We start from the raw sequence: 14061 nt of genomic DNA, 5'->3' as shown, positions 1-14061 counted from the left end.
GGTCCCATGAGTGATGTTCTGACGCGCGTGCGTTCCGCGCCCGGCAAGACGATGGACGCGGCCGCGTACCAGGCCGACTTCACCAGGGAGTTCGACGTCGCCGGCGGAGTCGTCTGGAAGCTCGAGCGCGCCCAGGCCTTCGACGAGCGGGACCTGCCCAGCTACCAGGCGATGCTCGCGGGCGACTGGGACCGGGCGATGGCGCTGGTGGAGGAGATGCGCCCGGGCTTTCGCGCCGACCACCCCGACCGGATCGACTTCCGGCGCATCCGCGTGGTGGAGGAGCCGTTCACGCCCTACCTGCGCTGGGAGCTGGCCCTGCTGGCGGTGCGGGCCGAGGAGGGCGAGAACAGCAGGGTGGTCCCGGCCTCCGCGGTGCGCCCCTACGAGCTCGACGGGCCCGTCCCGGAGCTGGTCCTGTTCAGCTCGACGCTGCAGTATGAGGTGCTCTACGACGCCACAGGACGGCACACCGGCGCCCGCAGGATCACCGACCCCTGGGTGATCGAGCCGTGCGTCCCCGCCCTGGCCGGCCTCTTCGACCGGGGCGAGGACCTGCGCGCCTACTGGGCCAGGATGAGCACGGCCTGACGGCCGCCTTCCGCCTGCAGGGCGGCGACTCACACGACGGTCAGCGGCAGCAGCTTCCGCCCGGTGGGGCCGATCTGGATCTCGGTGCCCATGGTGGGGCAGACGCCGCAGTCGTAGCAGGGAGTCCAGCGGCAGTCCTCGACCTCGGCCTCGTTGAGCGCGTCCTGCCAGTCGCGCCACAGCCACTCGCGGTCGAGCCCGGCATCGAGGTGGTCCCACGGCAGGACCTCGTTCTCCTCGCGCTCGCGCGTGGTGTACCAGTCGACGTCGACGCCGGCCTTCTCGGCGCACGCCATCCACCGCTCGAAGGAGAAGTGCTCGCTCCAGCCGTCGAAGCGCCCGCCGTCCTCCCACACCGCGCGGATGACCTTGCCGACCCGCCGGTCGCCGCGCGACAGCAGGCCCTCCACGATCGAGGGCTTGCCGTCGTGGTAGCGGTAGCCGATGGCCCTGCCGTACTCCTTGTCGGAGCGCAGCGCCTCCTTCAGCTTCTGCAGCCGGCTGTCGACCGTCTCGTGGTCGGCCTGGGCGGCCCACTGGAAGGGCGTGTGCGGCTTGGGCACGAAGCCGCCGATGGACACCGTGCAGCGGATGTCGCGCGACCCGGTGACCTCGCGGCCCGCCTTGATGACCTTCTTGGCCAGGTCGGCGATGCCCAGCACGTCCTCGTCGGTCTCGGTGGGCAGCCCGCACATGAAGTAGAGCTTGACCTGCCGCCAGCCCTGGGAGTACGCGGTGGTCACGGTCCGGATCAGGTCCTCCTCCGTGACCATCTTGTTGATGACCTTGCGCATGCGCTCGGAGCCGCCCTCGGGGGCGAAGGTCAGGCCGGAGCGGCGGCCGTTGCGCGAGAACTCGTTGGCCAGGTCGATGTTGAAGGCGTCGACGCGGGTGGAGGGCAGCGACAGCGAGACGTTGCTGCCCTCGTAGCGGTCGGCCAGGCCCTTGGCGATGTCGCCGATCTCGGAGTGGTCGGCCGACGACAGCGACAGCAGGCCCACCTCGTTGAAACCGGACTCCTTGACGCCGTTGTCGACCATGGCGCCGATGGTGGTGATCGACCGCTCGCGCACCGGGCGGGTGATCATGCCGGCCTGGCAGAAGCGGCAGCCGCGCGTGCAGCCGCGGAAGATCTCCACGCTGAACCGCTCGTGGACCGTCTCGGCCAGCGGCACCAGCGGCTTCTTCGGGTAGGGCCACTGGTCGAGGTCCATGACGGTGTGCTTGTGGACGCGCCACGGCACGCCGGGCCGGTTGGGCGCCACGCGGCGGATGCGGCCGTCGGGGTGGTACTCGACGTCGTAGAACTTCGGCACGTACACGCCGCCCGACTCGGCCAGCCGCATGAGCAGCTCGTCGCGCCCGCCAGGCCGGCCCTCGGCCTTCCACTCGCGGACGACCTCGGTGATGGCGATGCTGATCTGCTCGCCGTCGCCCAGCACGGCGGCGTCGACGAAGTCGGCGATCGGCTCGGGGTTGAACGCGGCGTGGCCGCCCGCGATCACGATCGGGTCCTCCAGCCCGCGGTCCTTGGCCTCCAGCGGGATGCCCGCCAGGTCGAGGGCGGTCAGCAGGTTGGTGTAGCCCAGCTCGGTGGCGAACGACACCCCGAGCACATCGAAGGCCCGCACGGGCCGGTGCCCGTCGACGGTGAACTGCGGCACGCCGTGCTCGCGCATCAGCGCCTCGAGGTCGGGCCAGACCGAGTAGGTGCGCTCGGCGAGCGTGCCGGGCAGCTCGTTGAGGATCTCGTAGAGGATCGCGACGCCCTGGTTGGGCAGGCCCACCTCGTAGGCGTCGGGATACATCAGCGCCCAGCGGACATCGGCGGCGTCCCAGTCCTTCACGGTCGAGTTGAGCTCACCACCGACATACTGGATCGGCTTCTGCACCAGGGGCAGCAGCGGCTCCAGGCGCGGGAAAATCGACTCGACAGGCATAGTCCAAGCGTAGCCGCGCTCAGACCGTGGCCGGGCCGGGGATGTCTATGCCGCTGCCGGTGAGCACGATCACGCGATGCCCCTCGTAGCAGGTCAGCTCCACCGCGATCACGCCGCCGGCCAGGTTGTGCAGGCCCTGCACGTGACGCACGGGGAGCAGCATCCGCTCCTCGCACTCGGCGCAGTACACCAGGAACATAAATCAATTAAACGCTCGATCGCGCATTCTGATGGCCTGCAACACACCAACAGCCATGAGATTCGCAAATGTTGCGGTCCCGCCATAGGAAACGAACGGCAACGGCAGTCCAGTGATCGGCATGATCCCCACGGTCATCCCGACGTTGATCATGATCTGGAACGCCAGCCAGCACACGATCGTCCCCGCCACCAGCGCGCCGAAGCGGTCGCCGCACTGCCGGGCGATGCGCAGGCCCCGCAGCAGCACCACGCCCAGCAGGATCACCACCGCCAGCGCCCCCACGAACCCGAACTCCTCCCCCGCCACGGTGAAGATGAAGTCGGTGTGCTGCTCGGGGACGAACCGCCCGGTCGTCTGGCCGCCTTCGAACAGGCCCTTGCCGTACAGCCCGCCGGACCCGATGGCGATCAGCGACTGGGTGCTGTTGTAGCCCACGCCCCGCGGGTCGACGCTCGGGTCGAGGAAGGCGGCGAAGCGCGCGACCTGGTACGGCTCCAGCAGCTCCAGCCACCACACGGCCGCGCCGGCCCCGGCCGCGGTCAGGGCCAGCGCCAGGATCCACCGCTTGCGCATGCCCGCGAGGACCAGCGCGCCCACGGTGATGACCGCCAGCACCAGGGCGGTGCCCATGTCCGGCTGCGCCATCACCAGGCCGATCGCCACCCCCGCCGCCAGCAGCGACAGCAGCACGTCCAGCGCTCGCGGCCGGTCGCCGTCCTTGGCCGGCTTGGCCAGCAGCGTCGCGAGCATGAGCACCAGGCCCAGCTTGGCCAGCTCGGAGGGCTGCAGGGCGAAGCCGCCGCCCAGCATGATCCACGAATGTGACCCGTTGACCGCCGTGCCCGCCGGCGTGATGACCAGCACCAGGCCGGCCAGCGTGACCACGTAGACGAACGGCGCGTAGATCCGCACGTGCCGGTAGTCCAGCATGGCCACCGCGCTCGACAGCACCGCGCCGACGGCCAGGTTCAGCATGTGTTTCTTGACCAGGCCGGTCGAGCCGGGCGCCCACGTCCGGGTGGAGGACCACACCAGCAGCGTGCCGATCACGCACAACGCGCCCACCGCGACCAGCAGCACCCCGTCCAGCCGCCGCATCGCCGACTGCGCCGTGAGCCTGGCGAGGCTCCGGCGCGGGGCCACCATCAGCGTGCGATCGGTCATCGGCGCACCGTCCCATCACTGGCGATCACCGGCAGCCTGGTGGCGGGCTTGATCGGGTCCTCGCCCGTCAGCCCGTAGATGCCCTCGTAGATCTCCCGTACGGCGGGCGCCGCCGTCTGCCCGCCCATGCCGCCCTGCGACACCATCACGACGACCACGTAGCGGGGATTGCGCGTGGGAGCGAAGGAGGCGAACCACGAGGTGTCCTCCTTGCCGTAGACCTCGGCCGTGCCGGTCTTGCCGCCCACGCGCACCAGGTCCATGGGGAAGCCGGCGAACGCCCCGGCCGCGGTGCCGTCGGAGGCCACCTGGCTGAGGGCGTTCTTGATGTAGGCACGCTCCTTCTCGGTGAGGGGCAGCCTGCCCACCACCGGCGGGTCGATCCTCCTGACCAGCCTGCCGTCGGGCCGCACCAGCGCCCAGCCGATCCGCGGGCTGCGCAGTCTGCCGTCGCTGACCAGCGCCGCGTACGCCCTGGCCAGCTGCAGCGGCGTCACCAGCACGTCGCCCTGGCCGATGGAGAAGTTGGCCGCGTCGCCGGGCCGCAGCAGGTAGCCCTCGGCGCAGTTCTCATACGCCAGCCGCTTGAGGAAGGCCGCGCGGGAGGCGCTCTTGACCTCGGGATAGCCGGTGCGGGCGCGGCGGCAGGAGTCGGCGCTGGTCTGCGCCCACAGGCTCTTCTTCCAGGCCCGGTCGGGGATGCGGCCGGCGGACTCGCCGGGCAGGTCGATCCCGGTGGGCCGGCCGAAGCCGAAGGCCCGGGCGGTGTTGGCGAAGCGTTCCTGGGGCGGCTTCTTGGGGTGGAGCCCGCCGTCGCGCAGGTACTCCTCGTAGGCCGCCCGGTAGAAGATCGTGTCGCACGAGCGCACCAGCGCCATGTGGAGCGTCAGCGTGCCCAGGCCGATGCCGCGGAAGTTGTGGAAGGCGCGGTTGCCGACCATGTAGGCGCCGGGGCACGGGTAGCGGCCGTTGAGCGGGTAGCCGGCGCGCAGCATCGCCGCCACCGAGGAGACCTTGAAGGTGGAGCCGGGCGCGAACTGCCCGTTGATCGCCCGCGACACCAGCGGCTTGCCCGTCTTCTCCGACAGCAGCCGCTGGTACTCCTCCTCCGAGATGCCGTCCGTCCACACCGCAGGGTCGTAGCCGGGGGCGCTGGCCAGCGCCAGGACCCGGCCGGTGCGCGGGTCGAGCACCACCCCGGCCGCGCCGTCCGCGCGGGGCGCCTTCTTCATGGCGTTCTTCAGCGCCTGCTCGACGAGCCTCTGGATGCGCGAGTCGATGCTGGTGATGAGATGGTCGCCGGGGACGGGCGCCACCTGCTGCTCCACGCCCAGCGCCTTGCCGAGCCGGTCGACCTGGACCTTGCGCAGGCCCGGCCGGCCCCGCAGCGCCTCGTCGTAGACCGCCTCCAGGCCGTCGCGGCCGACCACGTCGACGCCGGAGAAGGCCGCCTTGAGCCCGTCGCGCCTCTCGAGCTCCTCCTGGGTGACGGGCTGGAGGTAGCCGAGCATCTGGGCGCCCGACCTGCCGCCCGGATACTCCCGCACCGCCTGGATCTCAGCCGTGACGCCCGGGAACTCCTCCTGCCGCTCCAGGATCGCCAGCGCCTCGCGGGTGGTGGCCTTCTCGTCGATGGGGATCGGCTGGTACGGCGAGCCGGGCCAGCACGGCCTGGTCACGCCGGGCCCGCACAGCCGGATCCGCTTCTCCAGCTGCCCCAGCGGCCGGTCCAGCACCGCGGCCAGCCGGCGCAGCACGCCGGGATCCTTCAGGGCCTGGTTGCGGTCGACGGACACGACCAGCGCCGTGCGGTTGCGCACCAGCGGGACGCCGGAGGAGTCGAGGATCTGGCCGCGCACGGCGGGCACCACGACGTTGCGCGTGCGCGTCTCGGCCGCGGCCGAGACGAACTCCTCGCCCTGCACCACCTGCACCTGCCACAGCCGCACGCCCAGCGCCACCAGCATGACGACGACCATCACGTGCAGCACCATCAGGCGAGTACGCACCCGGTTCACGCCCTGTACCTCCGATGGACCCGGGTGACCAGCCACACGGTCGGCGGCGCCAGCAGGAGGGTGTAGACGGCGCTCGCCGGCAGGGACCTGACCAGCACGTCCGGCGTGACGCGCGGGTCGCCGATCAGGCCGCCGATGGCCGCGGCCAGCAGGGGCGCCACCAGCACACAGACGACCACGGTCGGCACCATGCCGCGCACGCCCCGCCCCGCCAGGAAGCCGACGGCGGCGAAGACGAACGCATACTGCCCCGCCACGTGCGCGGTCGGCGGCGCCAGATCGGTCAGCAGCCCGGCGCAGAACCCGATCACCGCGCCCGTCACGGGGCCGCGCGTCAGCGCCAGCCCCACCACCGCCAGCAGGACCAGATCCGGCCCGCCGCCCCCCGGCAGCGGCACCCGGTTGACGACCGTCACCTGGAGCAGGATGGCCGCCACCACGGTCAGCGCCGCGATCACGGCTGCGTCCTCGCCTCGTCGGGCAGCAGCGCGCCGCGCGGGTCCCGCCTGGGCCCGCCCACCACCACGCCCACCACGTCCAGGGCCGTCAGGTCGGCGTACGGCCTGGCGTACGCGATCCTGGTGAGCTCGCCGGGCGTGGCCTCGACCCGCTCGATCACCCCGATCGGCACCCCCGGCACGTACGGCGTGCCCTTGTGCGAGCCGAAGCTCACCAGCCGCAACCCCGGCGACAGCGACGCGGTGGAGTCCAGCAGCCGGAAGCGCACCAGGCGCCCCCCGTCACCCACGCCGTTGACCACGCCGATCTCGTCGCCGTCCACCAGCCGGGCCCCGGCGGCGGAGGCCGGATCGCTGAGCAGTACCACCGTGGAGGTCGTCGCCGACACCTGCACGACCCGGCCCACCAGGCCCTGGCCGTTGAGGACCGTCATGTCCCTGCGAACGCCGTCGTCGGCGCCCGCGTCGATCTCCACGGCGTCCTCGAACCCCGGATGGCCGCGGCGGGCCACCACGTTCGCCGGCACCACGGTGTAGCGGCCCAGGCTCGCCAGCCCCAGCATCCTCTCCAGCTGCGTGGACCGCCTCCGGTCGAGCTGGCTGGTCACCAGGTCGCGCCGCAGCCGGGCGTTGTCGGCCTCCAGCCGCTTGATCTGCTCGTGCGCCCGCGGGGCGTCGGCCAGCATGCCGAAGAACTCGCCCACGGGGCGCACCACCGACGCGCCGAACCGCTCCGCCGTACCGAACAGCCAGGACCCGCCCGCGCGCAGGGGCTCCAGCGGCGAGCCGACGCCCGTGCGGTGGTCGACGGTCAGGATCACGAGCGCCGCCGTCAGCAGCAGTCCGAGGATCAGCCGGGCGCGGCGCGTGTCCCTCATGAGGTGCGCGACTCCGGAACCAGGACCTGCTGCAACGCCTCGAACTCCTCCACGCACCGGCCCGAGCCCAGCGCGACCGAGTCGAGCGCGTTGTCGACGAGGTGGACGGGCATGCCCGTCTCCATCTTCAGCCGCTCGTCCATGCCCTTCAGCAGCGCGCCGCCGCCGGTCAGCGCGATGCCGCGGTCCATGAGGTCGCCGGACAGCTCGGGCGGGCACTTGTCGAGCGTGGTCTTGACGGCGTCGACGATGGCGTTGACCGGCTCCTCGGTGGCCTTGCGTATCTCCTCGGCCGACACCACGATCGTCTTCGGCAGGCCGCTCACCAGGTCACGGCCCCGGATCTCGGCGTGGCAGTCCTCACCGGTCTCGCACGCCGAGCCGATCGCCATCTTGATCTCCTCGGCCGTGCGCTCGCCCAGCATGAGCGAGAACTCCTTCTTGGCGTAGGCGATCACTGCCTGGTCGAGCTCGTCGCCGCCGACCCTGATCGACTGGCTCGTCACCACCCCGCCCATCGAGATGATCGCCACCTCGGTGGTGCCGCCGCCGATGTCGACGACCATGTTGCCCGTCGGCTCGTGCACCGGCAGGCCGGCGCCCAGCGCCGCGGCCATGGGCTCCTCGATGATGTACACCTTCCTGGCGCCCGCCTGATAGCCGGCCTCCTTGACGGCCCGCTGCTCCACCCCGGTGATGCCGCTGGGGACGGCGATGATGATGCGCGGCTTGGCGAAGTGGCGGCGCTTGTGGACGCGCTGGATGAAATACCGCAGCATTCGCTCGGTGACGTCGAAGTCGGCGATCACGCCGTCCTTCAGCGGGCGCACCGCCACGACGTTGCCGGGCGTGCGGCCGATCATGCGTTTGGCCTCGATGCCCACCGCGACGATCTTCCCGGTCACCGTGTTGATGGCGACCACGGACGGTTCGTTCAGCACGATGCCGCGGCCGCGCACGTACACCAGCGTGTTGGCGGTGCCGAGGTCGACCGCCATGTCACGGCCGAGAAAGGCGAGCTTGCTGCCCATGGGGAAAGAGGCCTTCCGTCACGTCGTCCGCGAATGAATACGGATCGCATTCGAATCGTAACGTGACGTACCCACCCGTGAGGACGATGAGCACCAGGGCGCTAGAAAAATCTTGGCGTTTCTCTGGTGTGACCGCTTTGCGGTCAGACGACCGACCGGCTGGACCACGGTCGGGTCCAGCCGGTCGGAGGTGGGGCTTTCGCCTGTTGCGGTTGCGGATCTTCCGCGGGTCGCGGGCTTTCGGCTGCCGCGGGGCGTCCGCGGGCCTTCGCGGGCTAGAAGCGGTCCGGGAAGAAGATCTTGATCTCGCGGGCCGCGGACTCCGGCGAGTCGGAGCCGTGGACGACGTTCTCGCCGATCTCCAGGGCGTGGTCGCCGCGGATCGTGCCGGGCGCGGACTTCACCGGGTCGGTGGCGCCGGCCAGCGCGCGGAAGGCCTCGACGGCGCGCGGCCCCTCCAGGACCATCGCGACCAGCGGGCCGGAGGTGATGAACTCGACGAGCTCGCCGAAAAACGGCTTCTCGGCGTGCTCGGCGTAGTGGGCCTTGGCGGTCTCGACGTCGAGGGTGCGCAGGTCCATCGCGACGATCTTCAGGCCCTTGCGCTCCACGCGGGCGATCACGTCACCGATGAGCCCACGCTTCACCCCGTCGGGCTTGATCAGGACAAGAGTGCGCTCGGACACGAGAGATTCTCCTTCGACAGATCATGGTCGCGACAGAACTCGCGGGGACGTCGCCGAAAGCTTACCGTCACGCGGCGGATTCCCGGTTTCGAGCGACTACGCCCTGTCCTCGGGGGAGGGGGACGGGGGCGGCACGACGGGAACCGGTCCGGTGCCGGCCTCGCCGTCCTCCGAAGCCGGGATCCTGGGCACCTCTCCGGTGGGGGCGTCGTCCTCCTCCTCACCCGGGCCGCCGCCCTCCCGCCGGACGGTTTCCCGGTACGGCGAGGCGGTGGCGGGTTCTGGTATGGCAGGTGCAGGGATGGCGGGTTCGGGAGCGGCGGGTTCGCCGGGATCCTGGAAGCCGGCCGGCTTCGCGGGGGCTTGAGGGTCCGCCGGCGCGTCGGGAGCCTCCGACCCTGGCGCTTTCCCGCCTGGGTGCCGGCTCGGCGACGGGTCGCCTCCGGCAGCCGCGGAGCTCACGCCCTCCGCCGGGACATCGTCCAAGACGCCACCTGGGACGCCATCCGAGACGCCGTGCCGTACTGCTCCGGAGGTTTCCTGGTCCGGCTCCCGGGCCGGCTGGTGGATCGGCTCGTGGGCTGGCTCGTGGGCCGGCTTCTGGTCGGTCCGCGGTTGCGCGGGGCGATGGGCCTCGCCCGCGACGGCGGCCACCGCGAGAACAGGAGCCTCCTCCTTCTCCACGGTCCGCGACGCCTCCTGGACCTCCACGTCTCCGGCCTTCGGAGGCTCCCCGTCCGGCTTCGCCCGTTCGGAACGGCGGGCGGTCAGCGCCGACAGGACGATCACCACCACGACCAGGAACCCGCCGACCAGCGCCCAGGAGTGGAGCGCGGCCACGAAGCCGTCGACCAGCTGCTGGGCGTCCCTCGCCGCGCGCAGCATGCTCACCTGCACGCCGGTGCCGAGCAGGTACCCGGCCAGCACCCCCGGGAAGCACAGCGTCAACGCGAACAGCGCGGCGCCGACGCCGGCCTGCTTGATCGCACCCGACAACGCCACGGCCGCGCCCACCGCCAGCAGCCCGAACGGCACGGCCAGCAGCCAGCCGGCAGGCGACGGCACCACCATGCGGACGACGCACAACCCCGCCACGACGGCCAGCAGCCCCAGCGGGGCCGGCCATCTGGCGTCGGCCGCGCCGTACCGCCCGACCAGGATCGCGGCGGCCACGGCGAGCACGGCGGCGATCAGGAACGGCTGCCACAGGCCACGCAGCCCCGGCCCGCCGAGCCCGCCCATCTCCACGTAGGTCGTCTGCGCGGCGCTCGGCAGCAGCACCACGCCGACCGCGACGGTGGAGTACGCCAGCGTGCGACCCTCCCGGTTGCCGATCGAGGCCAGCGCCAGCAGCGCCCCGACGGACAGGAGGGCGGCGACCACGACCAGGCCCTCGCTCCAGTCGCTGTAGGTGGTGCCGATGGCCAGGGCGGCGATGCCCGCGGCGGGGACGGCCGACAGGGACAGGCGGCTGCGCTCGACGCCTCGCGGCCGGGGCGCGGCGCTCTCGCCGCGCAGGACCCACAGGACCAGGTAGGCGGCCGCCATGGCCAGCGCGACGCCGGTCAGCAGCGGGTACGGCTGCAGCGTGATCTGCCAGCTCTTGGCGCCGTCGAGCGGCCACAGGGCCAGCGCCTGCGCGGTGAGGAGGCTCGCGGCGAGCACGCCCGCCCACAGCGCCCGCAGGTACGGCCCGCGGTCCCACACGGCCACGAGCGTCGCGGGCACCAGCAGCCCGGCGCCGACGCCGTGCACCACGCGCAGCACGGCGACCATCCACGTCGACCCGGCGAACCCTCCCAGCGCGTCGGCCGCGGCCAGCAACGCCAGACCGCCGACCAGGACGTGCGCCACCTTCAACCGGCGCAGGGCGACGGCGGCCAGCGGCACCGTCAGCATCGTGGCGGGCACGGACAGGCCGTGCGCGCGCATGAGCCCCACCCGGTCGACGTCCGGCGGCAGCAGGTCGGCGACCACGGAGACGGTGTTGGGGATGGCGAGGATCGCCAGCGGCAGCACGGCCAGGACGAGCAGCGCGATGACGACGTCGAACAGCGCGGACGAGGCGTGCCAGGCGGACCGGGCACCGGGTCCCGCGGCAGCCGCCTGCTGGGACCGCTGAATCGGGGGGACGGCCATGTAGGCCGACTTTAGCGGGAAGTCACGCCCTCGACACGGCGAGCGACGATAATCGCGGTTATCCACAGGGCTGCGAAGATCGTCCCCAGGAAGTACATGGCGGGGACGATCAACCCTGTCGCGATGGCGACCACCTGGAGGAGGCTGCCGGCGACGTAAGCCCATGGGCGTTTGAGCAGTCCCGCGACCACGACGCAGAGCACGGCGACGCCTACGCCCGCCGCCACGGCGAGCGGCGGCGCGACCTTGTTGACCGTGATGGCCACCGGGGTGACGAGGCCTGCCACGATCGCCTCCATGCCGAGGACGGTCGCACACAGCCTCCGCATTCCCGGTGTGACCTGGAACTTCATAGCTTTCCACCCATGTCGTCCGCTTGCCGTCCGCTTGGTGCCGCCTGTAGGCGGCTGCCCTCATTGTGCCGCTCGCGCGGCCCTTGCTCTGGTCTGGCTGATCTGTGCTCTGGTCTGGTCGATCCATTGGGCTGGCCTGGCTTGGCACCTGCTCTGGCTTAGTTGGCGCCTGCTCTGGCTTGGCCGGCACCTGCGTTGGCTTAGCAGATCCCCGTTCTGACGTGGCTGCCACGTGCTCTGGCTTAGCTGGTCCCTGCTCTGGCCTGGCTGGCTGAGCTGGCTGAACCGGCTGAACCGGTTGAACCGGTTGGCCAGCCGGACCGGTTGGGCCGGCTGACCGAGCCGCCAACCTCCATCCTCTCCCGCTCTCCTGCCACTCCCGTCGTCGCGCCAGGCCCCGACCCCTGTCCGTCCCGATAGCGCCCCATCTCATCGGCGTCCCGTTGGTGTTCCGTCCCGTGGTCCCGCGGTTCGTGGTGACCCCGCGGTTCACGAGCCGCGGCTCTTCGTCCTGCTCGCCTGGATGGGGCCACGGCTCATCCCCGGTTGCCATCGGCTTGGGGTTGCTCTGGGCTCGGGAACGCTCTGGCCCACTCGCCACAGCCGCTCACGGCTCACCTGAGTGATCGCCACTCTCACGCCCGGCGCACCGCCGTCCGACGGGCGGGTCGCAATCAACACGCGCTCACGATGACCGGCCCTCCGCAGGCACGCCACACGGTGGTACGCACGTGACGGCACGCGCCCAACTGCATACCAGACACGGGGCATGACCCTACGCACGACACGATGACCTCACGCGCCGCGCAATGGCCTCACACGCGCCGCGGTCTGCGCACCCCGCTACTCCACGCCGACGCCATCACTCTTCGCCCTTCTTGAGCAAGAGCCTGGCATCCCCGGCAGTCACCACGGACCCGGTCACGAGCACACCGGTGCCGCTGAACTCGCCCTCCGCATCGGCGATCGCGATCCCCCTGTCCAGGGCATCGTCCAGCCGCGGTACCACGTGGACGCGCTCCTCCCCGAAGAACCCCTCGGCCAGCCCGCCCAGCTCCTCGGCGGGCATCGACCGCGGCGAGGAGTTCGTCGTCACCACGATCTCCGCCAGCACCGGCTCCAGCAGCTCCAGAAGCGTCTCGACGTCCTTGTCCCGCATGACGGCGACGACCCCGATCACCTTCGTGAAGTCGAACGACTCGTGCAGCCCCTCCAGCGTCGCCTGCATGCCGCCGGGGTTGTGCGCGGCGTCGATCACGACTGTCGGGCCTCGCCGTACCACCTCCAGCCGTCCGGGCGACGAGGCCGTGGCGAACGCCTGCCGTACCAGATCCACGTCGAGAGGCTCATCACCGCCCGTCAGCGCCTCCACGGCGGCCAGCGCGCACACGGCGTTGCTCGCCTGGTGGGCCCCATACAGCGGCAGGTAGACCTCCTCGTAGACGCCTTTGAGCCCGCGCAGGGTGAGGAGCTGGCCGCCCATGGCGACCTCGCGGCTCATCACGCCGAACTCCAGCCCCTCTCGCGCGACCACGGCGCCGGTCTCGGCCACCCGGCGCATCAGCACCTCCGCGGCCTCCAGCTCCTGCTGGGCCAAGATGGCCGTCGCGCCGGGCTTGATGATCCCCGCCTTCTCCCCGGCGATGGACGCGATGTCCTTGCCCAGCCGGTCGGTGTGGTCGAGCGAGATGGGCGTGATGACGGCCACGGTGCCGTCGGCGGCGTTCGTCGCGTCCCAGGAGCCGCCCATGCCCGTCTCGATCACCGCGACGTCCACGGGAGCGTCGGCGAAACCGGCATACGCCATGGCCGTGAGGAGCTCGAAGAACTGGATCCGGCGGCCACCGGCGTCGGTCATCTCGACATACGGGATGATCTCTTCATACAGCTCGGCGAAGCGCTCCTCGCTCAGCGGCTTGCCGTCCACGACGATCCGCTCGCGCATCGTCACCAGGTGAGGGCTGGTGTAGCGGCCCACTCGCAGGTTGCGCTCCCTCAGCAGCGCCTCGGTGAGCCGGGCGGTGCTGGTTTTGCCGTTCGTGCCCGCGATGTGAATGATCGGGTAGGCGCGCTGCGGCTCGCCGAGTAGTTCGAGCAACACCTTGATCCGGTCGAGGGTCGGCTCGAAGTCCCACTCGACACCGCGCTCCATGATGGCGCGCTCGACAGCACGAAAGTCCACGTAACCAACCCTACTGAGCTGGCGGGAAGCCTCGCACACGCCGACTGCCTCCTGTGGATATCTCCTCTTGAAGACCAGGTGTGGATAGAGGCGACGCGCGGGGCGGGACAGCGGCCACCAGCGCGCTCGCAGCGCCCTCTGCCATTGTCGCCTGGGCAAGGCTGAGGCTGGGCTGGGAACGCCGTTGGCGGGAGCGTTCCCAGCTTCCCGAATTCCGGTACGGCTGGGCACGTCAACACCTTTTAGGCCCGAAACGCAGACGAGGGACCGCCGCTCATCCGTGGACCTTTCCTTCTGCCGGACAGGGTCCAGACACAACAAAAAGGGGGCCACCCCTCCGGGTAGCCCCCCTCACACAGAAAAAAAAGGGGGCCGCCCCCTCCGGGTAGCCCCCCTAACACAGGAAAGGGGGGCCGCCC

12 protein-coding genes are annotated in these 14061 nt (G+C 71.1%); 1 reads left to right on the top strand and 11 read right to left on the bottom strand.

Translation table 11 applies throughout. The annotated features are described in order from the left end of the window. Positions 1-6 precede the first annotated feature (6 nt). Positions 7-591 carry a DUF6879 family protein gene (locus BSB02_RS26465; RefSeq protein ID WP_143591178.1) on the top strand — a complete coding sequence of 195 codons (585 nt, stop codon included), beginning with the start codon at positions 7-9 and terminating at the stop codon, positions 589-591. A gap of 29 nt (positions 592-620) precedes the next feature. Here BSB02_RS26465 and BSB02_RS26460 read toward each other — a convergent pair whose 3' ends face one another. From BSB02_RS26460 to BSB02_RS26410, 11 genes are all read right to left on the bottom strand, one after another. Further along, on the bottom strand, positions 621-2531 hold the full coding sequence (locus BSB02_RS26460) for a TIGR03960 family B12-binding radical SAM protein (RefSeq protein WP_084963026.1): 1911 nt from the start codon (positions 2529-2531) through the stop codon (positions 621-623). A gap of 19 nt (positions 2532-2550) precedes the next feature. Next, a complete protein-coding gene (locus BSB02_RS26455; protein WP_084963025.1) occupies positions 2551-2730 on the bottom strand; it encodes a hypothetical protein in 180 nt (59 codons plus the stop codon). Positions 2731-2733: 3 nt separating this feature from the next. After that, complete coding sequence (gene rodA, locus BSB02_RS26450; RefSeq protein ID WP_084963023.1) at positions 2734-3897, bottom strand: rod shape-determining protein RodA; 1164 nt, start codon at positions 3895-3897, stop codon at positions 2734-2736. Continuing rightward, positions 3894-5891, bottom strand: coding sequence for a penicillin-binding protein 2 (gene mrdA, locus BSB02_RS26445; protein ID WP_420855890.1), 1998 nt, complete (start codon positions 5889-5891; stop codon positions 3894-3896). Before mrdA ends, rodA begins: the two co-directional genes overlap by 4 nt. A 20-nt stretch (positions 5892-5911) precedes the next feature. Beyond that, positions 5912-6373, bottom strand: coding sequence for a rod shape-determining protein MreD (gene mreD, locus BSB02_RS26440; RefSeq protein WP_084963019.1), 462 nt, complete (start codon positions 6371-6373; stop codon positions 5912-5914). Continuing rightward, on the bottom strand, positions 6370-7251 hold the full coding sequence (mreC, locus tag BSB02_RS26435; RefSeq protein WP_084963017.1) for a rod shape-determining protein MreC: 882 nt from the start codon (positions 7249-7251) through the stop codon (positions 6370-6372). Before mreC ends, mreD begins: the two co-directional genes overlap by 4 nt. After that, the gene (locus BSB02_RS26430) at positions 7248-8282 is read right to left on the bottom strand and encodes a rod shape-determining protein (RefSeq protein WP_084963015.1); all 1035 of its coding nucleotides are present in this window, start codon (positions 8280-8282) and stop codon (positions 7248-7250) included. Before BSB02_RS26430 ends, mreC begins: the two co-directional genes overlap by 4 nt. Positions 8283-8557: 275 nt before the next feature. Beyond that, positions 8558-8968: a nucleoside-diphosphate kinase gene (ndk, locus tag BSB02_RS26425; protein ID WP_084963014.1), complete on the bottom strand. Its 411-nt coding sequence runs from the start codon at positions 8966-8968 to the stop codon at positions 8558-8560. Positions 8969-9064: 96 nt separating this feature from the next. Further along, positions 9065-11107: an MFS transporter gene (locus tag BSB02_RS26420; RefSeq protein ID WP_084963011.1), complete on the bottom strand. Its 2043-nt coding sequence runs from the start codon at positions 11105-11107 to the stop codon at positions 9065-9067. 11 nt (positions 11108-11118) lie between these two features. Then, positions 11119-11460, bottom strand: a complete 342-nt coding sequence (locus tag BSB02_RS26415) for a DUF4233 domain-containing protein (protein WP_084963009.1) — start codon at positions 11458-11460, stop codon at positions 11119-11121. Between the two features lie 862 nt (positions 11461-12322). After that, complete coding sequence (locus BSB02_RS26410; RefSeq protein ID WP_084963007.1) at positions 12323-13612, bottom strand: bifunctional folylpolyglutamate synthase/dihydrofolate synthase; 1290 nt, start codon at positions 13610-13612, stop codon at positions 12323-12325. Between the last annotated feature and the right edge of the window lie 449 nt (positions 13613-14061).

Origin of the sequence: Thermoactinospora rubra (assembly GCF_002093975.1) — a bacterium.
GTDB classification, from domain to species: Bacteria; Actinomycetota; Actinomycetes; order Streptosporangiales; family Streptosporangiaceae; genus Nonomuraea; species Nonomuraea rubra_A.
The sequence above is the reverse complement of the archived record's forward strand: the minus strand, read 5'-3'. Positions and strand labels throughout refer to the sequence as shown.